Annotated in this window: 21 protein-coding genes and 2 tRNA genes; 9 read left to right on the plus strand and 14 right to left on the minus strand. The window is 63.9% G+C overall.

What is annotated here, in order from left to right:
• Window positions 1-89 precede the first annotated feature (89 nt).
• The 6 genes from QO259_RS09655 (at window position 90) to QO259_RS09680 (ending at window position 4,192) form a co-directional block, all read left to right on the plus strand.
• A tRNA-Gln gene (locus QO259_RS09655) sits at window positions 90-164 on the plus strand.
• A 270-nt stretch (window positions 165-434) separates the two neighbouring features.
• Window positions 435-1,376 carry a ribose-phosphate pyrophosphokinase gene (locus QO259_RS09660; RefSeq protein ID WP_207036021.1) on the plus strand — a complete coding sequence of 314 codons (942 nt, stop codon included), beginning with the start codon at window positions 435-437 and terminating at the stop codon, window positions 1,374-1,376.
• Between the two features lie 131 nt (window positions 1,377-1,507).
• A complete protein-coding gene (locus tag QO259_RS09665; protein ID WP_035471551.1) occupies window positions 1,508-2,155 on the plus strand; it encodes a 50S ribosomal protein L25/general stress protein Ctc in 648 nt (215 codons plus the stop codon).
• A gap of 33 nt (window positions 2,156-2,188) precedes the next feature.
• Complete coding sequence (gene pth, locus QO259_RS09670; protein WP_233076447.1) at window positions 2,189-2,773, plus strand: aminoacyl-tRNA hydrolase; 585 nt, start codon at window positions 2,189-2,191, stop codon at window positions 2,771-2,773.
• A 112-nt stretch (window positions 2,774-2,885) separates the two neighbouring features.
• Window positions 2,886-3,977 (plus strand): redox-regulated ATPase YchF, encoded by a 1,092-nt coding sequence (ychF, locus tag QO259_RS09675; protein WP_285952632.1) that lies wholly within the window; start codon window positions 2,886-2,888, stop codon window positions 3,975-3,977.
• 138 nt (window positions 3,978-4,115) lie between these two features.
• Window positions 4,116-4,192 (plus strand) — tRNA-Met (locus QO259_RS09680).
• 87 nt (window positions 4,193-4,279) lie between these two features.
• Here the strand turns inward: QO259_RS09680 and dgcA are convergent.
• Window positions 4,280-5,260, minus strand: a complete 981-nt coding sequence (dgcA, locus tag QO259_RS09685; RefSeq protein WP_285952633.1) for an N-acetyl-D-Glu racemase DgcA — start codon at window positions 5,258-5,260, stop codon at window positions 4,280-4,282.
• 78 nt (window positions 5,261-5,338) lie between these two features.
• A complete protein-coding gene (locus QO259_RS09690) occupies window positions 5,339-6,694 on the minus strand; it encodes a M18 family aminopeptidase (protein ID WP_285952634.1) in 1,356 nt (451 codons plus the stop codon).
• A 186-nt stretch (window positions 6,695-6,880) separates the two neighbouring features.
• Between QO259_RS09690 and QO259_RS09695 the strand changes: the two genes are divergently transcribed.
• Complete coding sequence (locus QO259_RS09695) at window positions 6,881-8,995, plus strand: carboxy terminal-processing peptidase (RefSeq protein WP_285952635.1); 2,115 nt, start codon at window positions 6,881-6,883, stop codon at window positions 8,993-8,995.
• 325 nt (window positions 8,996-9,320) lie between these two features.
• Entirely contained in the window at window positions 9,321-10,535 is a 1,215-nt protein-coding gene (locus QO259_RS09700; RefSeq protein WP_285952636.1) for a capsular polysaccharide export protein, LipB/KpsS family, read from the plus strand.
• 159 nt (window positions 10,536-10,694) lie between these two features.
• On the opposite strand, the gene QO259_RS09705 is transcribed toward QO259_RS09700, so the two are convergent.
• From QO259_RS09705 to QO259_RS09755, 11 genes are all read right to left on the minus strand, one after another.
• On the minus strand, window positions 10,695-12,092 hold the full coding sequence (locus QO259_RS09705; RefSeq protein ID WP_285952637.1) for an aminotransferase-like domain-containing protein: 1,398 nt from the start codon (window positions 12,090-12,092) through the stop codon (window positions 10,695-10,697).
• Window positions 12,093-12,115: 23 nt separating this feature from the next.
• On the minus strand, window positions 12,116-12,688 hold the full coding sequence (locus tag QO259_RS09710; protein ID WP_285952638.1) for a hypothetical protein: 573 nt from the start codon (window positions 12,686-12,688) through the stop codon (window positions 12,116-12,118).
• Window positions 12,689-13,403: 715 nt separating this feature from the next.
• Window positions 13,404-14,078 carry a PIG-L deacetylase family protein gene (locus QO259_RS09715; RefSeq protein ID WP_285952639.1) on the minus strand — a complete coding sequence of 225 codons (675 nt, stop codon included), beginning with the start codon at window positions 14,076-14,078 and terminating at the stop codon, window positions 13,404-13,406.
• Window positions 14,071-15,117, minus strand: a complete 1,047-nt coding sequence (pseI, locus tag QO259_RS09720) for a pseudaminic acid synthase (RefSeq protein WP_285952640.1) — start codon at window positions 15,115-15,117, stop codon at window positions 14,071-14,073. Before pseI ends, QO259_RS09715 begins: the two co-directional genes overlap by 8 nt.
• Window positions 15,101-15,823, minus strand: coding sequence for a formyl transferase (locus QO259_RS09725; protein WP_285952641.1), 723 nt, complete (start codon window positions 15,821-15,823; stop codon window positions 15,101-15,103). Before QO259_RS09725 ends, pseI begins: the two co-directional genes overlap by 17 nt.
• Before the next feature lies 1 nt (window position 15,824).
• A complete protein-coding gene (locus QO259_RS09730) occupies window positions 15,825-16,472 on the minus strand; it encodes a formyl transferase (protein ID WP_285952642.1) in 648 nt (215 codons plus the stop codon).
• Entirely contained in the window at window positions 16,462-17,637 is a 1,176-nt protein-coding gene (gene pseG / locus QO259_RS09735; RefSeq protein ID WP_285952643.1) for a UDP-2,4-diacetamido-2,4,6-trideoxy-beta-L-altropyranose hydrolase, read from the minus strand. The genes QO259_RS09730 and pseG overlap by 11 nt, the downstream gene beginning before the upstream one ends.
• Window positions 17,577-18,284: a pseudaminic acid cytidylyltransferase gene (gene pseF, locus QO259_RS09740; protein WP_285952644.1), complete on the minus strand. Its 708-nt coding sequence runs from the start codon at window positions 18,282-18,284 to the stop codon at window positions 17,577-17,579. Before pseF ends, pseG begins: the two co-directional genes overlap by 61 nt.
• The gene (gene pseC / locus QO259_RS09745) at window positions 18,281-19,438 is read right to left on the minus strand and encodes a UDP-4-amino-4,6-dideoxy-N-acetyl-beta-L-altrosamine transaminase (protein WP_285952645.1); all 1,158 of its coding nucleotides are present in this window, start codon (window positions 19,436-19,438) and stop codon (window positions 18,281-18,283) included. The genes pseF and pseC overlap by 4 nt, the downstream gene beginning before the upstream one ends.
• Window positions 19,438-20,436, minus strand: coding sequence for a UDP-N-acetylglucosamine 4,6-dehydratase (inverting) (gene pseB / locus QO259_RS09750; RefSeq protein WP_285952646.1), 999 nt, complete (start codon window positions 20,434-20,436; stop codon window positions 19,438-19,440). The genes pseC and pseB overlap by 1 nt, the downstream gene beginning before the upstream one ends.
• 173 nt (window positions 20,437-20,609) lie before the next feature.
• Window positions 20,610-22,373 carry an SLC13 family permease gene (locus QO259_RS09755; protein ID WP_285952647.1) on the minus strand — a complete coding sequence of 588 codons (1,764 nt, stop codon included), beginning with the start codon at window positions 22,371-22,373 and terminating at the stop codon, window positions 20,610-20,612.
• A gap of 342 nt (window positions 22,374-22,715) precedes the next feature.
• Between QO259_RS09755 and QO259_RS09760 the strand changes: the two genes are divergently transcribed.
• Entirely contained in the window at window positions 22,716-23,171 is a 456-nt protein-coding gene (locus QO259_RS09760) for an REP-associated tyrosine transposase (RefSeq protein ID WP_207030738.1), read from the plus strand.
• Between the two features lie 1,177 nt (window positions 23,172-24,348).
• On the opposite strand, the gene QO259_RS09765 is transcribed toward QO259_RS09760, so the two are convergent.
• Entirely contained in the window at window positions 24,349-25,548 is a 1,200-nt protein-coding gene (locus QO259_RS09765; protein WP_285952648.1) for an aminoglycoside phosphotransferase family protein, read from the minus strand.
• Between the last annotated feature and the right edge of the window lie 106 nt (window positions 25,549-25,654).

Raw genomic sequence — 25,654 nt, forward strand, 5'->3', positions numbered from 1 at the left:
ATGCCCAACGCACTCAGGAGCGTGGTTTTTGATCCACGGCTAGCCAACGGTCGGCGCTTTTACGCATAATATGCGCTGCCGACGATTGCTGGGGTATCGCCAAGTGGTAAGGCACCGGTTTCTGGTACCGGCATTCCCAGGTTCGAATCCTGGTACCCCAGCCACTTCCTTGACTCTTTGCAAGCCTGCCTACGGAAACCGGGACGCGATGGCCACTCTGCCCACACGACTTCCCTACCGGCGCTGCTGCTTCTCCTGTCGTCCCATGACTGCCGCCCTGCGCCTCGAGCGTCTGGCGTCGTCGCGCGTGACGTCATATCGCCGGCTTCTCGGCACTCTCCGTCAGCACCCGCTCTCCCGCCGCAGTCTTGCTCGTCTCTGCTTCGATCGAATGTCCCAACTGACCTTCAAACAGCTCTCAAAGGTGGCCGCGCGTGTCTAAATTGATGGTTTTCACCGGTAACGCCAACGCTGCCCTGGCGGCGAAAGTGGCCGAGTGCCTCGATAACCGGCTCGGCCACGCCACGGTCGGCCAGTTCAGCGACGGTGAGATCGCCGTCGAGATCAATGAAAACGTGCGCGGCAAGGATGTCTTCATTCTGCAGTCGACCTGCGCGCCGACCAACGACAACCTGATGGAGCTGATTCTGATGGTCGACGCGCTGCGCCGCGCCTCGGCAACCCGAATCACCGCCGTCGTACCCTACTTCGGCTATGCCCGCCAGGATCGCCGCGTGCGCTCGGCGCGCGTACCGATCTCGGCCAAGGTGGTCGCCGACATGATGGTCAAGGCCGGCGTCGACCGCGTCATGACCATGGATCTGCACGCCGACCAGATCCAGGGCTTCTTCGACGTGCCGGTGGACAACGTCTACGGCTCGCCGATCCTGCTCGACGACATCGAGCGCCAGAACTACGACGACCTGGTGGTGGTCTCCCCCGACGTCGGCGGCGTGGTCCGCGCCCGCGCCATCGCCAAGCAGCTCAACGTCGACCTGGCGATCATCGACAAGCGCCGCCCGCAGGCCAACCAGGCCCAGGTGATGCACATCATCGGCGATATCCAGGACCGCACCTGCGTGGTGGTCGACGACATGGTCGACACCGCCGGCACCCTGTGCAAGGCCGCCGAGGCGCTCAAGGATCACGGAGCGCGTCGGGTGGTCGCCTACGCCACCCACCCGATCCTCTCCGGTCCCGCGGTCGACAATATTAGTGGCTCGGTGCTTGACGAACTCGTGGTTGCCGATACCATACCGCTCTCCGAACCTGCGCGTCGCAGTGGCAAGATCCGTCAGCTGACGGTCGCCGGCCTGATCGCCGAAGCCATTCGCCGTGTCAGCAACGAGGAATCCGTCAGCGCGATGTTCCACTGACCGGCAACTACGGTCAGTAACGCGCGCCGACACACAGGCGACTGCCGTGAGGGCAGTCGCGCCAATGGAGACGGCACGGCCTGGTCGCGGGCGGTGCCGTACTCCTTTTCTATCGATAGAGGTGACAACTCATGTCCCATTACACCCTGACAGCCAATGTTCGTACGGAGCTGGGGAAAGGTGCGAGCCGCCGCCTGCGCCGCAAGAACGAACAGGTCGCCGCGATCATCTACGGTGGCGAAGCCGCCCCGCAGCCGATCACCATCGACAAGCCGGCCTTCTACAAGGCGATCGAAGACGAAGCCTTCTTCTCCTCGGTCATCGACATCCAGATCGACGGCAAGAGCGAGCAGGTCGTCATCCGTGACCTCCAGCGCCATCCGTACAAGGCCCTGGTGACCCACGCTGACTTCATGCGTGTCGATGCGACCCACGAGCTGACCCTGAACGTCCCGCTGCACTTCCTCAACGAAGAGAGCTGCAAGGGCGTCAAGGACGAAGGCGGCGTGCTCCACGTCCTCAACAACGACGTCCAGATCAGCTGCCTGCCGTCCAAGCTGCCGGAATACCTCGAAGTCGACGTCGCCAATCTGGGCCTCGGCGAGACCATCCACCTCTCCGACCTCAAGCTGCCGGAAGGTGTGACCCTGGTCGAACTGACCCACGGCGAAGAGCACGATGCCGGCGTGGTCAGCGTGACTCACCCGACCGTGGCACGTGACGACGAAGTGGCCGGTGAAGGCGTCGACGAAGACGGCGAACCGAAAGACGAAGCGTAAGCTTCGCGGCACGCGACGAGAGCAGGCGACGGCATGGGCGACGTGAAAGCGATCATCGGTCTCGGTAACCCGGGGCCGGAATACGAAGACACCCGCCACAATGCCGGCGCCTGGCTGGTCGAGCGCCTCGCGAGGGACGCAGCGCAGACGCTGCGTCCCGAGCGCAAGTTTCTGGGTCTGTACGCCAAGATCCGCCTGGGTAGGCACGATCTGCACCTGCTCAACCCCACCACTTTCATGAACCGCAGCGGTGCCTCAGTGGCCGCGCTGTGCCAGTTCTTCAAGATTGCCCCGGACGAGGTAATCGTGGCTCACGACGAGCTCGACATCGCCCCGGGTACGGCGCGCTACAAGACCGGCGGCGGTCATGGCGGCCACAACGGCCTGCGCGACATCATCAGCGCGTTCGGCAACCACAACGGCTTTCATCGGCTGCGGGTCGGCATCGGCCACCCGGGCAGTGCCAAGCTGGTGACCAACTATGTGCTCGGCCGTCCTGGCAAGACGGAGCGCGAAGCCATCGATGCAGCGCTCGACGAGATCGTCGTCACCCTGCCCGACGCCCTCGACGGCCACTGGGCCAAGGCGATGAATCGCCTGCACGCCTTTTCCGCCTGAGCCACGCCCCCGTCAGCCGACCCCGCGCCATACACGTGTTATCGCCGGCGCCACGGGTCGAGTAGAATAGCGATCTTTCACGCGTCACGAACTCTCTTTCCAGGAAGCGCTCATGGGATTCAACTGCGGCATCGTCGGTCTGCCCAACGTCGGCAAGTCGACGCTCTTCAACGCCTTGACACGCTCCGGCATCGACGCCGAGAACTTCCCCTTCTGCACCATCGAGCCGAACACCGGCATCGTGCCGATGCCGGACCCGCGGCTCGACAAGCTGGCCGAGATCGTCAAGCCGGAGAAGGTCGTGCCCACGACCATGGAGTTCGTCGATATCGCCGGTCTGGTCGAGGGCGCCTCCAAGGGCGAAGGCCTCGGCAACCAGTTCCTGGCCAACATCCGTGAGACCGACGCGATCGCCCATGTGGTGCGCTGCTTCGATGACGACAACGTCATCCACGTCGCCAATCAGGTCGACCCCACCGCCGATATCGAAACCATCAACCTCGAGCTCGCACTGGCCGATCTCGACGCGGTGGAGCGCTCGATCCAGCGTCTGACCCGCGTGGTCAAGGGCGGCGACAAGGAGGCAATCGCCACCAAGGCGATCCTCGATCGTATCCAGCCGCATCTGGCCGAGGGTCAGCCGCTGCGCAGCTTCGGCCTGGACGAAGACGAGCAGCGTCAGCTGCGCAGCTTCGGTTTCCTGACGCTCAAGCCGACGATGTACATCGCCAACGTCAACGAAGACGGCTTCGACAACAATCCCCATCTCGATACGGTGCGTCGCATCGCCGCCAGCGAGAACGCCGTCGTGGTGCCGGTGTGCAACAAGCTGGAAGCGGAGATCGCCGAGCTCGAGGACGAGGAGCGCGCCATGTTCCTCGATGAGATGGGTATGGAAGAGCCCGGGCTCGATCGCGTCATCCGGGCAGGCTATGGGCTGCTGGGCCTGCAGACCTACTTCACCGCAGGCGTGAAGGAAGTCCGGGCGTGGACGGTCAAGGTCGGCGCCACCGCTCCGCAGGCGGCGGGCGTGATCCACACCGACTTCGAGAAGGGCTTCATCCGCGCCGAAGTGGTCAGCTATGACGATTTCGTCGCCCTGGGCGGCGAGAACGGCGCCAAGGAAGCCGGCAAGTGGCGCCTGGAAGGCAAGGCCTACGTGGTCCAGGACGGCGACGTGATGCACTTCCGCTTCAACGTCTGAGCGCCGCCATGTGCCGGGGCCCGACAGTAGCGCGCCCCGGCATGGCCCGAGGATCGGATTCATGCAAAAAAGCGTTGACGTTTCATCGGGTTATGCTAGTATTCGCCTCCGTTGTCACACATCAAGCGTGACCACGACGGCTACGTAGCTCAGCTGGTTAGAGCACATCACTCATAATGATGGGGTCCCCTGTTCGAATCAGGGCGTAGCCACCAGATACGACGCCAAAGCCCACCTCGCGTGGGCTTTGGCGTTTTTGCAGGGCATCGTCTTGCCTATCCTCTCGATAAACCTGGCGGGACTCACCCCCAGAGCGCTGGCGGCGCGGGATGCACCCCCATCGCATCGTAGTGCAGTCCCGGATCGCGGTCCCGGGCCAGCAGCAGCGGCCCGTCGAGATCGACCACCGCCGCCCCCTGGGCCACCAGCAGTGCCGGCGCCATCGACAGCGACGACCCCACCATGCAGCCCACCATCACCCCGAACCCCAAGGCCTGCGCCTCGCGCTTGAGCGCCAGGGCTTCGGTCAGACCGCCGCTCTTGTCGAGCTTGATATTGATCAGGTCGTAGCGCCCCACCAGTGCTGCCAGCGAGCTGCGATCATGACAGGCCTCATCGGCACACACCGGCAGCCGCCGCTCGATCTGCGCCAGTGAGGCGTCGTCAGCGGCGGGCAGCGGCTGCTCGACCATCTCGATACCCAGCTCGACCAGCCGCGGCGCGAGACGCTGGTAGGTGGGCAGATCCCAGCCCTCGTTGGCATCGACGATGAGCCGCGCCCGCGGCGCTCCCTCGCGCACCGCGCGCAGGCGTTCGAGATCCCCCTCCCCGCCCAGCTTGATCTTGAGCAGTGGGCGCTCGGCGTGGCACCGGGCCTTGTCGCGCATGGCCGCCGGCGTATCCAGCGACAGCGTATAGGCGCATACCTGCACCTGCGGCGGCGCCAGCCCCGCCAGCGCCCACACCGGCATGGCACGCCGCTTGGCCTCCAGATCCCATAGCGCACAGTCCACCGCGTTGCGCGCCGCGCCGGCCGGCAGCCGAGTCTGCAGCGCCTCGCGATCCAGCCCGCTGGCGAGAGCTTCCCGCAGCGATTCGATCTGCGCGATGACGCTCGCCACCGACTCGCCATAGTGGGCATAGGGCACGCACTCGCCATGACCCACGTGGCCGGCGTCGCTCAGGCTCACCGTCACCACCCGCGCTTCGCTGCGCGCCCCGCGCGAGATGGTGAAGCGCTCGGCCAGCGCGAAGCGCGTCTCCTCCACCCTCAGTGTCGCCATGCTGTTCCCCTCAGGCCGGGTAAGAGAGTCGCCCAATAAGGCTTCTCTTTTCGTACAGTCCCTGGTGTCGTACCACCCTTAGGCGTCGTGCGCCGTGTCGAGCGTCGCCCGATTGTAGAACGCGATCAGCGCCCGAATCAGATAGCCCGGGTCGCGGGTACCGGCGGTCTCGCGGATCGAGTGCATGCCCCACTGCGGCACGCCGACATCGATCGTGGGCACGCCCAGCTCGGTAGCGGTGATCGGCCCGATGGTGCTGCCACAGCCCATGTCGGCGCGGGTCACGAACTGCTGCACCGGCACCTCGGCCTCGCGGCAGAGATCGTGGAACAGCGCGGCGGTGGCACTGTTGGTGGCGTAGCGCTGGCTGGCGTTGACCTTGATCACCGGGCCCGCGTTGATCGCCGGCCCATGATTGGGGTCGTGCTTGTCGGCGAAGTTGGGGTGCAGCGCATGGGCGTTGTCGCAGGAGATCATCAGCGAACGCTGGATCAGGCGTACGAAGCCCTCGTCACCGGCCTCGCCCAGCGCCGCATTGACCCGGCGCAGCACATCGGCCAGAAACGGCCCCTGGGCGCCGCAGGCGCTGGCGCTGCCGACCTCCTCATGGTCGTTGGCGACCAATACCGCCCCCTGGCTGCCATCGCAGCCGAGCAGCGCCTCGAGACCGATGAAGCAGGAGAGCAGATTGTCGAGCCGGGCGCTGGCCAAAAGCTCCCCCGCGACCCCGACCCGCGCCGGAGGCTGCACGTCGTGGAAGCCCAGTTCGAAGTCGACGATCTCGGCGTCCTGGATGTCGTGCTCGGCGGCGATCCACTGCTGCAGCAGACGCGTCACGTCGTCCGCCTGGCCGCCCTGCAGAAACACCGGCGCCATCTGGGTCTGGGCGTTCATGGCGCGGCCGCTGTTGGCCTCGCGGTCGAGGTGGATCGCCAGACTGGGGATGATCGCCACGGGTTCGGAAACATTGATCAATAACCCTTGCAGTCGGCCGTCGGCTCGACGAACATGCACCCGGCCGGAGAGTCCCAGATCACGGTCGAACCAGGGCGCCAGCAGTGCTCCGCCGTAGACCTGCACGCCCAGCTGCAGCCAGCCCTTGTTGACCACCGCCGGCTGCGGCTTGAGCCTGAGCGCCGGGCTGTCGGTATGCGCCCCGACCATGCGCAGAGCCTGCAGCGGCGTAGCCGGTAGCTGCAGCGCAATCAGCGAGCTGTCGTTACGCGTGACGTAGACCTTGTCGCCCGGCGTCAGCTGCCAGCTGTCGGTCTCGCGCAGTCGGCGATAGCCGGCGGCTTCGAGACGCTCGACGAGATTGGCCGTGGCGTGCCAGGGCGAGGGCGAGCGGGCGAGGAAATCGATCAGGCGATCGATGACGGCGTTATTGGCGAGCGCTGTGTCGGAAATGGTATCGGCGGCGACGGGGTCGGACATGAGGTTCCTCGAACGGCGGTCGGTCGGCAGTCGATACGACTGCTACAATGGATTTTGGACCTGAAAAAGATTCATGGATCCGGTGGTCTGAAAGGGAACAGCCGGTAGTCTTAAAGGGAACAGAGTGTACAGGAAACCGGGAGTGCTTCATTGATAACCCTGACTGTCGCCGCTCGGCACGCGGCCATGTGTTTGCTACTGCTGGCATGGAGCGTCGTGGCGCTGGCCGGTCCCACCCCAACCGATGCACAGCGCCAGGCGGCGACGGAAGTGGCGGAGGCGATACAGTACGGCTCCTACGCTGAGGTCACCCTCGACGATGCCTGGTCGAAGCGCGCCTTCAAGCGCCTGCTCGACGTGCTCGACGATCAGCGAGCCTATCTGCTGCAGCGCGACGTCGACGACTTCAGCGACCTCGACACCACGCTCGATGACGCCGTCGAGGATGGCGATCTGGACCGCGTCTATGCCTTCTATTCACGTTACCAGGATCGTGTCGAAGCGCGCCTGCAGTGGCTGGTGGCGCGGGTCGATCAAGGCATCGACTACACCTATACCGGTAACGAGCGCCTGGCGCTCGACCGCAAGGACTCGCCCTGGGCCGGCAGCGAGGCGTCCCTCGACGCGCTGTGGAGCAAGCGCCTCGAGAACGCCGCGCTGACGCTGTCGCTCAACGACCAGACGCCGGAGCAGATCCAGAAGACGCTGCACGATCGCTACACCAACCAGCTCAACCGGGTGCGTCAGACCAATGCCGAGGACGTGCTGGTGCTGCTGATGGCCGCGGTCACCGGCACCGTCGACCCGCATACCGAATACCTCTCGCCGCAGCAGGGAGAGTCGTTCGACATCCAGATGCGGCTGTCGCTCGAGGGGATCGGCGCGCTGCTCCAGAACGATGGCGAGTACGTCAAGGTCTCCAGCCTGGTGCCCGGCGGGCCGGCGGACAAGAGCGGCGTGCTGCAACCGGCAGATCGCATCGTTGCGGTCGGTCAGGGCAACGACGGCGACATGGTCAATGTGGTCGGCATGCGTCTGGATCAGGTGGTCGAGCTGATTCGCGGGCCCAAGGGCTCCACCGTGCGCCTCGACATCATCCCGGCCAAGGCGGTCGACGTCACCCGCACCCAGCAGGTCAAGATCACCCGCGACACGGTCAAGCTCGAGGATCAGGCTGCCCACAGCAAGGTCGAGGAGATCCAGCGCGACGGTCAAACCCACAAGATCGGGATCATCACCGTGCCTGCCTTCTACGTCGACTTCGACGCCTGGCAGGCGGGCGAGACCGACTACCGCAGCACCACCCGCGACGTGGCCAAGGAGATCGCCAAGCTCAAGGCGCAGAACGTCGAAGGTATCGTGCTCGACCTGCGCAACGACGGCGGCGGCGCCCTGCAGGAGGCCAACTCGATGATCGGCCTGTTCATCGACCGCGGCCCCACGGTGCAGGTGCGCGATGCTCGCGGTCGCATCAACCTGTATGGCGACACCGACGCCGGCGTGGCCTACGACGGCCCGCTGGCGGTGCTGGTCAATCGCCTTTCCGCCTCCGCCTCGGAGATCTTCGCCGGCGCGATCCAGGATTACGGCCGCGGCCTGGTGATCGGTAGCCGCACCTTCGGCAAGGGCACGGTGCAGACTCTGAGCGATCTGAGCCACGGCCAGATTAAACTCACCCGCGCCAAGTTCTACCGCATCTCCGGCGAGAGCACCCAGAACCGCGGTGTCGAGCCCGACATTCTCTTCCCGAGCCTGATCGATCCCGACGAGATCGGTGAGAGCGCCCTCGACAACGCCCTGCCCTGGGATCGCGTGCGTCCGGTGCAGTACCGGCTGTATGGCCAGCCCTGGCGCTATCTGGAGAGCCTGCAGGACCGCCATGACAAGCGTGTCGCCAACGATCCGGACTTCGTCTATCTGGAGAAACAGGCTCAGTTGATCAAGCGTCTGCGCGAGCAGCAGACCAGCATCAGCCTCAACGCCGAGCAGCGCAAACGCGAGATGGAAGCTCAGGAGACCGAGCAGCTGGCGCTGGAGAATCAGCGGCGCCGCGCGCTAGGCCTGGAACCGCTGACGAGCTGGGTCGACGCCCGCGATCGCTCCGCGGCCGACGACGGCCAGTCGAATGCGAGTGACAGTGGCACCGCGAACGACAAGGGCGCCAAGGACGACAAGGGCAAGCAGAACGATAAAGGCGACAAGGCCGACGACGTCGAGCCGATCGACCGCGCCGAGCTGCAGGAAACCTCGCAGATCCTGCTCGACTACGCCCAGCTGATGCAGAAGCCCCCCGCCAACTGAGCGACCGCGCGCCGGCCTGTCACCACGGGCCGCGCGCACCCGCGAATACCAGACGCCCTATCCCTGCATGGGGCGTCTGGCATTTGGGTTCTGCCCTCTCCTCCCCCACCCTCCGCCGCCGGCACCCGCCGGACTGAGATATCTCGGCCCTGAGGAAGCGAAAACGCTGATATAAGCCAGCGCCAGATTCATGCGATTGGGTCATGCCGCGACGCAACGCCGTGGCTAGAGTCAGAATACCCGCCGGCATCGCGTTCCCGCGCGCTCATTACGGGCATCATCACGGGCATGCGCACACCGGCCCTGACACGCCGGATACGCCGCCATGTTCTTTCCCCAACGCACCTATCTGTTCCTGGAAGGCCCCGCCTCTCCCTTCTTCGACCAGCTGGCCCAGCGCCTGTTGGACGATGGGCATCGCGTGGTCAAGTTGCACTTGCATCTCGGTGAGCGTCTCTACTGGCACCACCCCGGCGCGCTGAGCTTTCGCGATCCGCTGGCGATGCTGCCCCATGTACTCGGCGAACTGTGGCGTCAGTACCACGTGACCGACCAAGTGCTGTTCCAGATGAATCCCCCCGCGCACGCTCTGGCGGTTGCGCTCGCCCGGCGCTACGGCATCCGCAATCACCTCTTCGAGCACGGCTATCTGGGTCCGGGCCGCATCACGCTGGAGCGTGAAGGCAGCGGCGCGCGCTCGCTGCTGCCACGCGACCCCTGGTGGTTCCACGCCGCCGCCGAGGGGCTCAGCGAGCCGGCCGCACCGGCCGTATGGCCGGCACCCGGGTTACTGGCACCAGCGCTGCCCACGCTCTATCGGCTGGGCGCACGGCTGACCCCGCGGCGTGGAGCCGCGAGCGTGTCTCCCATGACCGACCAGCGGCCCCCCATCTGGCCCATGACGCCATCGCCGGTCGGCCAGCGGACACGCGCCGCCGAGTTAGACCAGGGGCCCTTTTTCATTCTCTCCACCGGGGGCCAATTGGGCCACGACGGCCAGGCTCCCCAGCGCTGCCACCTCGAGCGCGTGATCGCCGGCTTCGCCCGCGTCGCCTCGGCCCGCTGCCGGCTGCTGCTGCTGCCGACCGCGGCCGATCACCATCGGCGCCCGCCCCGCCGTTGGGCGGCACGCCTGGCACGGCGGCTGGCACTGGGCGAGCGTCTCGGCTTTCTCGACCCCATGCAGCTACCGCGACTGCTGCCCCACGCCAGTGGCTGGGTCGGCCAGGGCGAACCCGAAGCTCACCTGGCCCTGGCCGAAGGCTGTCCGCTATTCGCTCTCAGCGACGCCCACTACTGCCTGCCGGGGCTGGCGGCGAGCGACGACCTGGAACTGTTCTGGCGCTATCCGCGCGCGCCCGAGACCGATCTCTACCAGGCCTTCCGGCGGGTGCTGATCCACGTCACCCAGATCGAGGGCGACTTCCACGCCAGCGCCGGGCGCGATCGCGCCGTGATCGAGGCCGCCGAGCGGCTCACCGCCAACATCTCGCCGATCGAGCAGCTGCTCCACGCCTCCCACGCCCGAGTCGCCTCCTGAACCGGCCCGGCGAGCCTGCGCGCCGCCGAGCCGACAACAGCGCTGCCATCCCCGCCTGAAACGCCAACCGCCCGCCCGGGTCTCCCCGGGCGGGCGGTTGCGCATCGGTACATCCTACAGCGACGCTAATGACAGACAGATACACATCGTTTACCGGCGTCAAATCACCCCGACATGCTGATCCGGGCGGCTCTGCAGAGTCTGGGCGATATCACCCAGTGCCACTGCCAGCGACTGACGGCTGATGGTACCACCCAGGCAGACACGCACCGCTTCCGGCGCCTGCCCGGAGACGGTGAAGGCATCACTGGGCACAACGCTGATATCGAAGCTGCCTAGACGATGGGCAAAGGCCGCCCGGCTCCAGTGCGATGCCAGGGGTATCCAGATATGGAAGGCGTCCGGCTGCCCGCGGAAGCTACCCTGAGGCAGCCACTCGCCGACCAGCGCATAGCGGGCGCGGGTCTCGTTACGTATCGCCTCCAGCCAGCGCGCGCCGACGCCATTCTCGATCCACTCGGTGGCCAGCGCCGCATTCAACGGAGACGCCATCACCGTGGTCGCGCGCAGGGCACCGGCCAGGCGTCGGGTTTCTGCCTGCCCCGGCGCCACTACATAGGCCAGCCGCAGGCCCGCGCCCAGACACTTGGCCAGCCCGGCAATATAGTAAGTCAGCTCCGGCGCATAGCTTGCCAGCGGTGCCACCGGTTGGCGCGGTAGCGCAGCGTAGGCATCATCCTCGATGATCGACACCTGATACTGCCGAGCGACCTCGGCGATCGCCTCGCGCCGGGCGGGCGGCATCGTGTAGGTGGTGGGATTGTGCAGCGTCGGGTTGCAGTAGAGCGCGCGTGGCGAGTAGCGCGCGCAGGCCGCGGCAAAAGCCTGGGGGTCGATTCCCGCCTCGTCGACCGGCAAGCCAATCAGTCGGATGCCCAGTTGCCCGGCCACGGCACGCAGACCGGGATAGGTCAGCGCAGCGCAGCACACCACGGCATTCGGCTCGGTCGCCTTCAACAGCGTCAAAATGGAGAGCAGCGCGCTCTGGGCACCGGGGCAGACCTGCAGCCTGGCCACGGGCACTTCCGGCCAGTGACGCGACAGCCAGCTCGCGCCGGCTTCGCGGTCACGTAACGATCCACCGAACTCCTGGTAGCGCAGCAGCTCGGGCAGGCGCGGCTGCAAAGCCGCCAGCCCGGCCTGCATCTGCGCCGCCAGCGCGGTGTCCGTCGGTTCCGGCGGCAGGTTCATGCTCATGTCCGCACCGCGCCGAACTTCCGGCGGAGGCAGCGGCTCACTCGGCCTGACGGGGCGTGACTCGCCCCGCACGTAGCTGCCACTGCCCACCCGGGCTTCGATCAGGCCACGCTCCCGCGCTTCGTTGTAGGCACGGGTCACGGTGGTGAAGTTGATCCCGAGATGCTCGGCGAGCTGGCGCTGGGTCGGTAACTGCTGATTCGGCACCAGACGACCATTGGCAATATCCTCGGCGATCGCATCGGCAATCGCACGATAGAGCGGACGCGTCGCCAGCGAGAGTCGCGGCAGCCAAGGCATGGCGTCCTCGGCCCAGACCGGCATCAGGCGAGATACCGGTTGAGACGACCAATGCGATAGAGATCGTGCAGGTAGAGATCCAGCTTGGCCACCGCGTGGGTCAAAAGGATCACCAGCGCCAGCAGCACCAGGATCACCACGGGGTCGTTCATCCAGGCAAAGGTGGCGCCGGGCACTTCGTAAGCAACGGTATAAAGGCTAAGGCCGCCGAGGAACATGGCGACCAGGCAATCGACCAGCACCACGATCAGCAGGGCCTTGCGCCAGTCGTGCGCCACCGGACGACCGGTCCACAGCGACAGATAGCGAATCTTCACTCCCTGCTCCAGCACAATGCTCTTGCGCCGGCGCAGCAGCGGCTCGGGGTTGCGCGACAGCGTCTCGTCGCGCTGTGCTGCGCTCACCAACCGCTCGGGAAAGACCCCGCGCAGCGCTGCAAACGCACTCTCTGCCGCGGAAGCACGGCTCGCCCCTTCACGCATCGCCAGCGCTTCGTCGTCGCCGACGTTCTGCGCGTAGTAGATGTCGTAAACCTGATAGACGGCGAACGCCACCCCGATAAAGATCACCGCCAGCACCAGCATTGTCTGGATCATAACGCGCTCCTCGCTCTCATCTCGCCATCACTCTTACCGGGGAGAATCGTAGCGGACACCACCCGGGTCTCATAGACCTCGGAATGGTAGCAGCCATACAAAAACCACTCAATACAGGGATAAATACATGCAAACTAGATTGTATGCATCGAGATGAAATGTATGCCCGTGCGCATGAGCCGTGTGGGAGCTAGCTTTGCTCGCGAATGGCTGCATCCGTCAACGTAGCCCACGCCACCCGCGACCGAATCCGTCCCCTGTAGGAGCGAGCTGCGCTCGCGAAGGACCAGTCCGCCGACACCTCATCAACTACCGAGGCCAGCACGGACCACCGTCACCACCTCACGCTGCGGCCCTATAGATGACGGCGGCCAGACTCACGAATTCGTGAGCAGAGCTCACTCCTACAGCAGACATGCCCTACCGCTTACGGAGACGCATCAACAATGGGCACGACGCCATCAGCGAAGCACCAACACCTACGCCTGCGTGAACCTCCTGTAGGAGCGAGCTGCGCTCGCGAGGGATCGGACGACCAACGCAGCCTACGCCACCTACACCTGAATGAGCCGCCTGTAGGAGCGAGCTTCGCTCGCGAATGACCGAGCGACCCAGTAGACACCAGTCATCGGCCAGACATCAGGCTACTCAATCCGCGATAAGCTTGATCTCGTCCGGCGTAACGTACCGGAATCGGTATCGTTCATGACATGGGCTACTGCCTGATGCGCCTGATCTGCATGAAGACCTCGGCCGCTTCCAGGCCATGGACAGCACCATTGTGCCGCGCCAGATCCAGCAGATGCGGGATACTCCTCGAGTGCGGGAACGCCCGCATTTCAAGGGCATAGGCTTGCAAGGCCGCTTCTTTAGTCGCCAGATAGGATGAGATGTCGACAGCGTAGCTGGGGAGGAACGGCAGCACACCCGGGCTGTTCCATTCCGTGCTGGACATCACCTGAAAGGCATAGATTTCTTTCACACAGGATTGTGGCTGCGGGCGACAGGCGGTCAGTACAGCCTGGTGGGCCACCCGATGATCCACATTCAGATCGCCATAGTGATGCGTGTAGATGATATTGGGCCGCAGCTCTTCGATCACGGCTTCCAGCGGCTGCACCACATCGATCAACGCTAAGCTATCCAGGCGATTGTCCGGCAGGTCGAGATAATAATACTTCTCGGCGCCCAATAGCTGCCGAGCCGACTCCGCGGCGTGTTGACGCCGCTCACGATCCGCAGAGTCAGCGCCAGCTCGCGAACTGGTCCCATCGGCCAGAAACAGCGCATAGACGGTGTCGCCTTCCGCCACATGCCGCGCCATGGTACCGCCACAGCCAAGCGCTTCATCATCGGAATGTGCCGCCACCACCAGGACGATATTACTCATCGATCAACTCCCAGGACGTGGCCATGCCTCGCTCGACGCGCTGCTTGACGCGCCTGCCGATGAGCTGGTCGAAATATTTGGGGGCCAATCCGAAGCCCGGCCTGATGCGGCGAATATGGTCAGCAGTGATCTTCTCACCGGCATCCAGATCCTTGACGAAATAGACGGATCGTCTGAAGTGCCGGTTCCCCGCTTCCGATGGCTGACGAGCGAAACCGCGCGCCCCCAGGGCTGACCAGGCATCGAAAGACTCCTGACAAAGCCGCTTCAACTCATCGGGTTCGATGGAAAACTCACTATCCGGGCCTTTGTCGTTTCGACTCAGTGTGAAGTGTTTTTCGATCACGCAGGCACCGAGCGCGACCGCAGCCACCGAAGCAGTCGTACCCAGAGTATGGTCGGAAAGGCCGGGGATGGTCCCGAACCGCTCCGTCAGCGCTGGCATCTGAAGCAGGTTGGCCTGATCCATCGGCGCCGGATAGCTGCTGATGCAGTGAAGCAGTACCAGATTCTCACAGCCGCCTTCCCGAGCGACGGCGACCGCCTCGGCAATTTCCGATTCGGAACACATCCCCGTCGATATGATGATCGGTTTGCCTTTGCTGGCGATATACCGGATCAGCGGAAGATCGGTCGCCTCGAACGAAGCAATCTTGTAAGCGGGTGTATTCAGTGACTCCAGAAGATCTACCGCAGACTCATCGAACGGGGTGGAGAAGACCGTAATGCCCAAGCTGGCAGCGTACTCGAATATTGCCTGATGCCATTCGAAAGGTGTCTCGGCCCATCGATAAAGGTCATAGAGCTTGTAACCACCCCAAAGACCGCCCTGAATCATGAAGTCATCGCGGTCACAGTCGATGGTCATGGTGTCAGCGGTGTAGGTCTGTATCTTTACCGCGTGGGCGCCGTTGTCATGGGCCGACTTGATCGTCTCGAGCGCACGCTCCAGAGAGCCATTGTGGTTAGCCGACACCTCGGCGATGACATAAGGCGGGTGACCTTCCCCGATTTTGCGGCCGTTAATTATCGCTGCCATCATTGGCCTCATTCGGTAGTTGGTAAAGGGTAACGGCAGCCGTCAGCTGAGTGCCATGATGCTGCGCGTCTCTCAATTCGAGTCTGAACTCACCGTAATCCAAAAAGGCGTGCGGGTAACCGTCCGCATCCAGCATTCTGATAAAGTCATAGAGGCCATCCAGTCCCCAGGCTTTGGGAAGTCGGCTCTGTGCCGGGGTACGGCGCTGGAAGAGGGTCGGCTCACCGACCTGGGGCGTCGGCTCTGGCGTGGCCGATATCATCCAGAGCATGATATCCACGCTCAGGGCGCCCGCTCTTAGATAAATCTGCTGTGCTGTGCCGGACAGCGCCAGATCCCTTTTTGCATAAACCGGGCCGGCGTCCATCTCACCCTCCATGCGCAAGGCGGTCAGCTTGGTGTGACGATGCCCTGCCATGATCAGATTCTGTAACGGGCTCCCACCACGACCGTAGGGCACATCGGTCATATGGAAACAGACACACTCGTGGTGGTTCCAGATGGACGGTGGAACGATCCAGCTCCAGTGGAGGAAAAAAATATATCTGGGCGTTACCCGTGCCAACGCTTCTATCAGCTCCTCCGGGGAGGACACCCAGACCCAGTTTGCACCGGTATCCTCGGTCAAGGCGTCAAAATAGGGTCGGTGCCAGGTCTTGCAGCTGGCGAAAAGGTAAGTAGTTTTGTTGTCCTGGAAAGACGACATGTTACCCCTCTGCCTTATGGATCTGCAGCGTGTAGATCTGCCCCTCGATCTCGAAGTAAGCCGGGTATCGCTCGTTATCGACCACTCTCAGCAGATCGAACTGCTCGCGCAGTGATCTATCGATATCCAGTCGACTGTCGCCGGGGCCGCGGCGAGGGTACCAGGAGGGCTCGCCCTGCTGCTGGCGCGGCACCAGCTCGTCGTATCGATCCACGAACCCAAGACACATCTCGAGCGTCTTTTCGCCCTGCCGTGCCCGCCACTCCGCGCATAGTTCGTTGCCGTTCAGTTCGATGACGTCTTCGATCCAGATATCGCCGGCATCGGGTGCTGACACGGCTTCGATCAGGCAGACGGGGATACGGTTCCTACCTTCCAATATCTGCCAGGTCATGGGCGCAAAGCCGCGGCCTTGAGGTAGGTGACTCTCATGCACGACCAGGTTGTGCTGGTTTCTCTGCAACACCTGTTCACCGACGAGCTTTGTGCAGCCGAGCATGAAGTTGATCCAGCCTGGTCGAACGGTCTCGATACTTTCAGAGAAGGCCGCGTCAAAGCCTCTCTCCGTGAGACCATCGACCAGTCTCATGGCGTAGGGTGTGATCCACGACTCATTGTCGACCAGCACGGTTATAGACCTACTGTTCATGCATCAACCTCCCCAGGCGCTGAGCGCCCAACCCATCGCCAATCGAAGCGGCCTTTGCGGACATCTCAGCGAGGTATCCGGGCACGGATAGACAGCGGCGGATAGCGTCATTCAACGAGACTTTACCGCTCTCCTCTCGCAGAGAAATGGCCACAGCGGCGCCGGATCGATCCAGCATGTCCGAGATAAAGCGTTGATTCTCCGCCAGTACCAGCATCAAGGTCGGCAGGCCCAGGCAGCAGCGCTCCCACGAGGTACTACCGGCGGCGCCGATCGCCAGATCGGCCTCGGCCATGCGTCGCGCCATGTCGCTGACGTTGGTGACGACCTCGGTGGGCTGTTCGAGGGTGTCCGCCACACGCTTCACCACCTCGATCCAAGGCGCGGTGGCGCCCATCACGACCGTGATACGGCAGGTTCGCGGCAGCTCGATATCGCGCAAAGCCTGCAACACCTCAGCGGTGACATTGTCCTTGTCTACGCCGCCCAGGCTGATCAGCAGCTGTGACAGCCCCGGCCGGCTATCACGCCTATCCAGACTGGGCCGACGCCACTCGGCGAACTCCGGGCGCAGCAGTGCGTAATCCGGTCCGATCATCAGCTGGCAGTTTGCCGGCACCAGCCCAGCGTAATCCTTTGCCAGCCTGCCCAGGTTCTGATCCAGCAGCAAATCGGCGATGTGCTCACGATCGGCGAGATCATCGATGACGAGCAGCCGCGTGCCCGACGGACGCACCGCCGACTCCCAGCGCGCATCAAGCGCATAGTGATCCACCACCAGCCAGTCCGGGGCGAGCGACGCGAGCAGGTCTGCGCTCTCGCGGGCGTCCTGCGACCAGTCGACGCCCAGCCAGGCTGCATGGGCGGGCTCACCGGCGCCTTGGCCCGAGTGAGATGTCTCCGCAGCCGCGGGGGCCACTAGCCGCAATACCTCGAACTCCTCGGCTTCGATACGCGCGATCAGATGACCGGGAAGCTCGCGACACAGGAAACAGCATCGCGCCGCGTGGCGCTCGCGCAGCGCGGTCGCCAGCGTCAGGCAACGCATAACGTGGCCGGTACCGATCTCCAGCGAGGCATCGACGCGAAAAGCCACGCATGCCATCAGGCACTCTCTCCCGATGACGCCTGCCAGGCCTTGAATAGCCATTCGGCGCGCTGCCAATCTTCTGGCGTATCGATATCCTGCACTCGATGGCGCGGCAGCTTGACCGGCACCGCACGCGCCGAGAACAGCGGCCGACCCGTCAGCCAGGCCTCCGGGCGGCCCCAGTAGAACTGGCCGGCGTCGTGCCACGCCTCTTCCAGGTCCTGGGAACGGGTGTTGAGATGTTGCGGCTCGAACATTGCAACCCGCCCTTCGAGTGTCATGCGTAGCGCCCGCTGAATCGGGAAGGCGTAGCTGGTCACCGAGAAGGCATAGTCGACATCCTCGCCCTCGAGGCAATCGCGCCCCGCGATCAGGTCATCGGCAGCAACAAAGGGCGCCGTGGCGTAGAGGCAGCAGACCGCCTCAAGAGAGACGCCCGCCTGCTGAATCTCCGTGATGGCGTGGGCAATGACCGGCACCGTACCGGTATGATCATCCGCTAGCGCCGCTGGGCGCATGAAGGGCGTCTGCGCCCCCCACGCCCTGGCCACCGCAGCGATCTCGTCATCGTCGGTCGAGACGATAACGCGATCGAAACAGCGGCTCGCCAGCGCCGCCTGGATGGACCAGGCAATCATCGGTTTGCCACAGAAGGCCTTGATATTCTTGCGCGGAATCCGCTTGCTACCGCCCCGCGCGGGGATTACCGCCAGGCGCGTCACACCAGCACCTCGGACAGCGCACGAATCACCTCGTCCTGCTGCGACTCACTCAGATCAGGGAACAGCGGCAGACTGATCGCTTCGGCGTAATAGCGCTCCGCCTGCGGAAAATCCCCGTCGCCAAACCCAAGTGCGCGGTAATAGGGCTGGGTATGCACCGGGATATAGTGCAGATTGACACCGACACCTCGCGCGCGCAGTGCCTCGAACACCTCGCAGTGAGAGGCCGAGATCCTCGCCAGCTCGAGCCGGATGACATAGAGATGGCGCCCGGAGTAGCTATCCGGATGCTGCCAGGGTGTCACCACCGGCAACTCGGCCAGCGCAGCGTCATAGCGCGCAGCCAGACGATGCCGCTCGGCCACGTAGTGATCTAGCCGCTTAGACTGGGAGACACCCAGCGCGGCTTGCAGCTCGGTCATGCGGTAGTTGAAACCCAGCGCGATCTGCTGGTAGTACCAGGGCCCGTCGGCTTCATGGGTCATGGCAGCCGGATCACGCGTAATCCCGTGGCTGCGCAGCAGCGCCATTTTCTCGGCAAGGCTGTCATCGTTGGTCAGCGCCATGCCGCCTTCGGCGGTGGTAATGATCTTGACCGGATGAAAGCTGAAGATGGTGATATCGCTATAGCGACCGCTGCCGATGAACTCCCCCTGATACTTGCCGCCAACCGCGTGTGAGGCGTCTTCGATGATCCGGAAGCCGAAGCGCTTGCCCAGCGCATGGATCGCCTGCATCTCGCAGGGCTGGCCGCACAGATGTACGGCGACCACCACCTTGGGCAAGCGCCCATGGCGTTCTGCGTCGAGCAGCTTGGCCTCCAGCGCCCTGGGGCAGAGGTTGTAGGTTCTGGGGTCGATATCGACGAAATCGACACTGGCACCGCAGTAACGGCCGCAGTTGGCCGACGCGACGAAGGTCACCGGGCTGGTCCAGAGCCAATCGTCTTCACCTAGGCCCAGCGCCAGACAGGCAATATGCAGCGCCGAGGTGGCGCTATTGACCGCCAGCGCGTGCCGGGCGCCCACATGGTCGGCTAGCGTGCGCTCGAACATCGGCACCTGCGGCCCCTGGGTCAGAAAGTCCGACTGCAGCACCGAGAGAACGGCATCGATATCCGCCTGCTCGATCGCCTGCCGGCCGTAAGGAATCATCAGATGGCTCCGATCTTGTCCCAGTTGCGCTCGATCCACGCCTGCAGCTGCGCGTCGCTCATCCACTCGGCGTTATTGTGGCTCGAGTAGTTGAAGTCTTCTGCCACTCGGGTTCCCCCCTTGATCCGGTTCACATCCTGATCCCACTTGTTGATTGCGGGCAGGATCTTGTAGTGGTCAGGGTACTCGTAGGTGTGCAGCGCATCCTCTTCACCGATCATCTGCTCGTGCAGCTTTTCGCCAGGGCGGATGCCGACGATCTCCTGGCGAGCCTCGGGGGCCACGACACGTGCCAGATCGGTCACCTTCATCGAAGGGATCTTCTTGACGTAGATCTCGCCGCCCTCCATATCCGCGAAGGCGTGCCAGACCAGCTCGACGCCCTCTTCCAGCGAGATCATGAAGCGAGTCATGCGCGGGTCGGTGATCGGCAACACGCCCTTGTCGCGCATCGAGAGAAAAAACGGGATGACCGAGCCGCGGGAGCCCATGACATTACCGTAGCGCACCACGGAGAAGCGCGTCTCGTGACCGCCGGCATAAGAGTTGCCCGCGACGAACAGCTTGTCGGAGGTCAGCTTGGTCGCACCGTAGAGGTTGACCGGGCTGCTCGCCTTGTCCGTGGAGAGCGCCACCACCCGCTTCACTCCCTTGTCGATACAGGCATCGATCAGGTTCATGGCGCCCAGGACGTTCGTCTTGACGCACTCGAAGGGGTTGTACTCGGCAGTGGGCACGATCTTGGTGGCGGCCGCGTGGACGACGTAGTCCACGCCGTCCAGAGCGCGATAAATGCGGTCCCGGTCTCTGACATCACCGATGAAGAAGCGCACCCGCTCGTCACCCGCGAACAGCTTGGCCATCTCCCACTGCTTCATCTCGTCACGCGAATAGACGATGACCTTGCGGGGGTTGTACTGGCTCAGCACCATGTGCAGGAACTTGTGACCGAAGGAGCCGGTACCGCCAGTGACCAGGATCACAGAATCATTGAACATCCATCTTTACCTCGGGCCGCTTCGCCACGCGCCGCCCCGCTCACGCAGGTATCGGCATCTTGCGCTCATGCTACTGCCTAGCCCAGCGTTCAAAGCGGCAAACAAGCCACCCGCAAGGGAACAAACTTGGCTTTCGTGCAAGCGCGACATGCGCATGCCACCAACTGCTGGTACTAGAAATGCCAGATCAGCGGTATCAGGGTAACGCTGACCAGACCGACGATCAGGCTGAGCGGCACGCCGAGCTTGAGGTAGTCGTGCATGCGATAGCCGCCAGGGCCCATCACCATCAGGTTGGTCTGGTAGCCCAGCGCGGTCATGAAGCTGGCCGAGGCGGCAATGGTGACGGCGATGACGAATGGCATGAAGTCGACTCCGAGCTGGTCGGAGACCGCCATGGCGATGGGGAACATCAGCACCGCAGCGGCGTTGTTGGTGATCATCTCGGTGAACAGCACCGTCATCACATAGACGAAGAGCAGCGCCAGCCAGGGCGTATGGATCTGCCCCACCACCTGCTCGGCGATGGCCCGCGCAGCGCCGGACTCGCTCATCGCGGTACCCAGCGAGAACGATGCGGCGATCACGATCAGCACGGAAAGATCGATATAGCGGCGCGCCTTGCCCATGGTCAGGCAGCCGCTCACCAGCATGGCGCCGGCGGCGAGAAAGGCCGCTTCGAGAATCGAGGTCAGGTTGGTAGCGCTGAGCAGCACCATGACCCCGAGAATACCCAGCGAGAGCGGCGCCTTCTGGAAGTTGGGCGGCGTGGAGTCGTTGAGCTGGCTGACCAGCAGGAAATCCTTACGGTAGCGGTACTGCTCGACGAACTGCTGCCCGGTCTCCAGCAGCAGGGTGTCGCCGACCTGGAACTCGACGTCACCCAGCTTGCCTTCCAACCGCCGCCCGTGGCGGGAGATGGAGAGAATCACCGCCTGGAAGCGCGAGCGGAAACGCGATTCGCGCACGCTCTGGCCAATCGCGGTGAAATCGGGGCTGATCACCGCCTCGACCAGACAGCGCCGATGGTGAGCGATCTCCAGCTTCTGCACGTTGCCGTTGGTGGGTACCAGGCCGCGCACTTCGCGCAGTTCACGGGCACATTCAGGCGCGCCGACGAAGATCAGGGTGTCGTCTGCCTGCAGCTTGGTTTCTGGCGGCACCGCAGCCATCAGCTCGTCGCCACGCTGAATATCGGTGAGATAGCCGAACTGCAGATTGCGCAGCCCCGCCTCGGCAATACTCTTGCCCACCAGCGGCCCGCCGGCCTGTACGTCGACCTCGACGCTATACTCGCGGATCTGGTCGAGCTGCGAGCTGGTGCCATCGCGCTGGGGCAGCAGCCAGCCGGCGAACAGCAGGATGAAGCCGCCCCCCACGATCAGGATCGGCAGACCTACCCAGGTGAGTTCGAACATGCCCAGCGAGATGCCGTGGCGGCTCTGCAGCAGGCCATCGACCACCAGATTGGTGCTGGTGCCGATCAGGGTGCAGGTCCCGCCGAGAATGGAGATATAGCTGAGCGGCAGCAGCAGTTTGGAAGGTGGCAGGCGCAGGCGACCGGACCAGTCCTGGATCGCGGGAATGAACATCGCCACCACGGTGGTGTTGTTCATGAAGGCGCTCAGCACCGATGCCGGCAACATCACCCGCCATTGTGCCCGGCGCAGCGTGCTCGGCTGGCCGAGCAGCAGGCTGGCGATCCACTTGATCGCCCCGGTCTCCTTGAGCGCTGCCGCCACCACGTAGAGCGCGGCGATGGTCATCACCCCGGTATTGGCGAAGCCCGCCAGCGCCTGCTGCGGCGTGAGCACATCGGTGAAGATCAGAAACGCCATGGCGCCGACCAGAATGGCGTCCGGCGCAATGCGCGTGAAGACCAGTGTGCCCAGGACCGCCACCACAGCCGCAATGCTCAACCAGGCATCGATACCCATGCCAACTCTTCCTCCTTACCGTTATCGATGCCGAAATTCACGGCGTGAATTTTACGCCTAAATCGCTCGATTAACGCCTTTGAGTTATGACGTTATGCCGATTTCAATGAATCGATTTCACGTGTCGACAGAACCGCGATTCTAGGCACACAAGTGTGATAACGCTACGTAAAGTGCTCTACGAAAGGTGAATAAAACGTCAGGATTTGTCTTGCAACTGTCCGCGAATCGCGACAGTCGCTGGTAATCTTCATGTTACTGTTTTGCCCCAGTATCTCGGTTACAGGGTCCATCTGCCGATGTAGAGGTAGACAGCCGCCATCAATCAGCCAGGAGAGGCTCATGGAGCGCTATCACACCTCGCATCTGCGCCGAGGCCGGCATTCCGAGATCGGCAGGATTTACTCGGTGACCGTGGTCACCTGCCAGCGCCAAGCTTGGTTCCATGATTTCGCTGCCGGGCAGACGCTGGCACGCGAAATCTATCTGGCCCAATGTCAGGGTCGGGCCACCTCGCTGTGCTGGGTGATCATGCCCGATCACTGGCACTGGCTGCTGCAGTTGGAACAAGGGGATCTTTCCCGGCTTCTGCAGCGGGTCAAATCGCGTAGCGCCAGAGAGATCAACCGACATCTGGGTCGACGTGGGCAGGTATGGCAAGCCGGTTATCACGAACGCGCCCTGCGCCGCGAGGAGGACCTGCGTGATGTGGCGCGCTATATCGTCGCCAATCCCCTGAGGGCGGGTCTCACGCGAAGCCTAGCGGACTATCCGCTCTGGGACGCCGCATGGCTTTAGACGCTTCCGCCGCTGGTGGCGATTTCCGCCGTTAGAGGCTTTATCCTTCGCGAGCAAGCTCGCTCCTACAGGTGATGATCTCTGTGGCTGGTGGCGCGCCCTTCGCGAGCAAGCTCGCTCCTACAGGTGGCCGGCGCCTATGGTGGATGATGGTGACTGGGGATGGTGTCATTGCCCTCTTAACTATCCACGATGGCGAGGTCGTGTCTGCTGTAGGAGCGAGCTCCGCTCGCGAATGGGGGGTCATGCCGCTTTCAAAGATCCCCCACGCGGCATGAGACCAAGGTCATGGCCGCTCCATGTGCAGTTGGCGATGTCTTCGGCTAGTGGCGCGCCCTTCGCGAGCAAGCTCGCTCCTACAGGTGACGATGTCTGCGGTTGGTGGCACGCCCTTCGCGAGCAAGCTCGCTCCTACAGGTGGCCGGTGCCTATGGTGGATGATGGTGACTGGGGATGGTGGCATTGCCCTCTTCACTATCCACGATGGCGAGATCGTGTCTGCTGTAGGAGCGAGCTCCGCTCGCGAATGGGGGGTCATGCCGCTTTCAAAGATCCCCCACGCGGCATGAGACCAAGGTCATGGCCCCTTCGTGTGCAGGTGGCGATCTCTGCGGTTGGTGCCGCGCCCTTCGCGAGCAAGCTCGCTCCTACAGGTGATGATGTCTGCGGTTGGTGGCACGCCCTTCGCGAGCAAGCTCGCTCCTACAGGTGGCCGGTGCCTATGGTGGATGATGGTGACTGGGGATGGTGGCATTGCCCTCTTCACTATCCACGATGGCGAGGTCGTGTCTGCTGTGGGAGCGAGCTCCGCTCGCGAATGGAGGACCATGCCGCCTTCAAAGATACCCCCACGGCATGAGACCAAGGCCGTGGCCCCTTCGTGTGCAGGTGGCGATCTCTGCGGTTTGTGGCGCGCCCTTCGCGAGCAAGCTCGCTCCTACAGGTGATGATCTCTGTGGCTGGTGGCGCGCCCTTCGCGAGCAAGCTCGCTCCTACAGGTGATGATCTCTGCGGTTGGTGGCACGCCCTTCGCGAGCAAGCTCGCTCCTACAGGTGATGATCTCTGCGGTTGGTGCCGCGCCCTTCGCGAGCAAGCTCACTCCTGCAGGTGACGATGTCTTCGGTTGGTGCCGCGCCCTTCGCGAGCAAGCTCGCTCCTACAGCGGGCCGCTTCTGACTACGGCGAGGACTGGGACGCGGCCGTTGGGCGTGAAAGCTGCTGGAAGCGTTGGGCCAGGTAGCTGGCGTCCGCACTGCCGATGAAGTCGGCCTTGCGCAGGGCCAGGGAGAGATACGTGAAGGTGACCCAACCCAGGCGTAGCTGCCGCGAGCCGCCGATCCAGGCTTCGGCCTGGCGTGGCGGCACACCGAGCAGTAGTCGCGCCAGATCGGCACCGAGCGGGAGCAGGCCGGCGTTGTCCCAGTCGATCAGCAGTGGCCGCCCGCTGCTCGCGTCGACGATGACATTCTCCCGGTGCAGGTCACCATGGGAGAAGACCCGCGGCAGCCCGCCGGCGCTCCACAGCATGGCCAGGATCAGCCGCAGATCGCCGCCCCGCCGCCCCACCAGCAGCTGGCGCCAGCTACGCGCGATCAGGCGGTCGGCGTGATTACGTTCGCGCAATTGCGCGACCAGCGCCGGGCTCGGCATCAGGTCGTTGAGGCGCTTGGCCCACTCGATGGTCGTACGCATGGCCCGCGTGTCGGTCAGCCCGTGCTTGTCCAGGGTGATGCCGGCGACATAATCGGCACACAGCAGGACACCGCCCGCGGCATCGACCCGCAGCGAGAGCGCCGGGCAAGCGACCCGATGAGGTGCCAATAGCTCACGGTAGAGATACGCCTGGCGCCGGGCGCGTGCCGCAGGCATGCCCATGGGCACCACCGTGCGCCCTTCGGGCGTCTGCAGCGCCATGGCGGCCAGTTTACCGGTCTGACCGAACAGCGGGCGGAAGGCCTCGATCTTGAACCGGGCACGCAGCGGCTCGAGCAGCTGGCGATAGGCATCCAGCCCGCCATAGGGCCTCAGCGGCATGAAGCCCGAGTCGTTGGCGCGACCGCGCAACGGCTCATCGCCGATCACCGCCACGCCGTTCTGCAGCATGTGGCCGCCGAGACCGAAGCGCACGCGCACCAGATCGCCCGGCTTCAGCGCCAGCGGCGCGCGAAAGCCCACGTGGGGGTCACGCGCGGCCCCGGCGCGTACCACGTCTGGCCTAGGGTCCTGGCAGAAGGCGCTGAAGCGATCGACATCATTGACCGAAATTACCACCACGCGGGATGCCCAGCGCCCTCTTCCCGGCAGCGGCTGGGTTCCCCTGCCGACACACCAGCCGGCCACGCCACCGGCATCGATATGGTCCACGAAACCGAACATGTTGCCCCCGCCGACCCGCTGTCGTTTCGGGGCAATCTAGCGCGCAGTAGGGCCGCGATCAGGAACCATTTTCGATATCCATGATCGCGAGGGAGAGCTGCCGTCA

The sequence above is a fragment of the Salinicola sp. JS01 genome, assembly GCF_030284585.1.
Taxonomy (GTDB): Bacteria; Pseudomonadota; Gammaproteobacteria; order Pseudomonadales; family Halomonadaceae; genus Salinicola.

Bases quoted from the DNA above. Each gene is read 5' to 3' on its own strand.
- QO259_RS09760 (WP_207030738.1), top strand. From the start codon at position 22,716: ATGGAGCGCTATCACACCTCGCATCTGCGCCGAGGCCGGCATTCCGAG.
- pth (WP_233076447.1), top strand. From the start codon at position 2,189: ATGGGCGACGTGAAAGCGATCATCGGTCTCGGTAACCCGGGGCCGGAA.
- pseB (WP_285952646.1), bottom strand. From the start codon at position 20,436: ATGTTCAATGATTCTGTGATCCTGGTCACTGGCGGTACCGGCTCCTTC.
- QO259_RS09700 (WP_285952636.1), top strand. From the start codon at position 9,321: ATGTTCTTTCCCCAACGCACCTATCTGTTCCTGGAAGGCCCCGCCTCT.
- QO259_RS09705 (WP_285952637.1), bottom strand. From the start codon at position 12,092: ATGCCTTGGCTGCCGCGACTCTCGCTGGCGACGCGTCCGCTCTATCGT.
- pseC (WP_285952645.1), bottom strand. From the start codon at position 19,438: ATGATTCCTTACGGCCGGCAGGCGATCGAGCAGGCGGATATCGATGCC.
- QO259_RS09665 (WP_035471551.1), top strand. From the start codon at position 1,508: ATGTCCCATTACACCCTGACAGCCAATGTTCGTACGGAGCTGGGGAAA.
- pseI (WP_285952640.1), bottom strand. From the start codon at position 15,117: ATGGCAGCGATAATTAACGGCCGCAAAATCGGGGAAGGTCACCCGCCT.
- QO259_RS09690 (WP_285952634.1), bottom strand. From the start codon at position 6,694: ATGTCCGACCCCGTCGCCGCCGATACCATTTCCGACACAGCGCTCGCC.
- QO259_RS09710 (WP_285952638.1), bottom strand. From the start codon at position 12,688: ATGATCCAGACAATGCTGGTGCTGGCGGTGATCTTTATCGGGGTGGCG.
- QO259_RS09695 (WP_285952635.1), top strand. From the start codon at position 6,881: ATGTGTTTGCTACTGCTGGCATGGAGCGTCGTGGCGCTGGCCGGTCCC.
- ychF (WP_285952632.1), top strand. From the start codon at position 2,886: ATGGGATTCAACTGCGGCATCGTCGGTCTGCCCAACGTCGGCAAGTCG.
- QO259_RS09725 (WP_285952641.1), bottom strand. From the start codon at position 15,823: ATGTCGTCTTTCCAGGACAACAAAACTACTTACCTTTTCGCCAGCTGC.
- QO259_RS09715 (WP_285952639.1), bottom strand. From the start codon at position 14,078: ATGAGTAATATCGTCCTGGTGGTGGCGGCACATTCCGATGATGAAGCG.
- QO259_RS09755 (WP_285952647.1), bottom strand. From the start codon at position 22,373: ATGGGTATCGATGCCTGGTTGAGCATTGCGGCTGTGGTGGCGGTCCTG.
- QO259_RS09730 (WP_285952642.1), bottom strand. From the start codon at position 16,472: ATGAACAGTAGGTCTATAACCGTGCTGGTCGACAATGAGTCGTGGATC.
- QO259_RS09765 (WP_285952648.1), bottom strand. From the start codon at position 25,548: ATGTTCGGTTTCGTGGACCATATCGATGCCGGTGGCGTGGCCGGCTGG.
- dgcA (WP_285952633.1), bottom strand. From the start codon at position 5,260: ATGGCGACACTGAGGGTGGAGGAGACGCGCTTCGCGCTGGCCGAGCGC.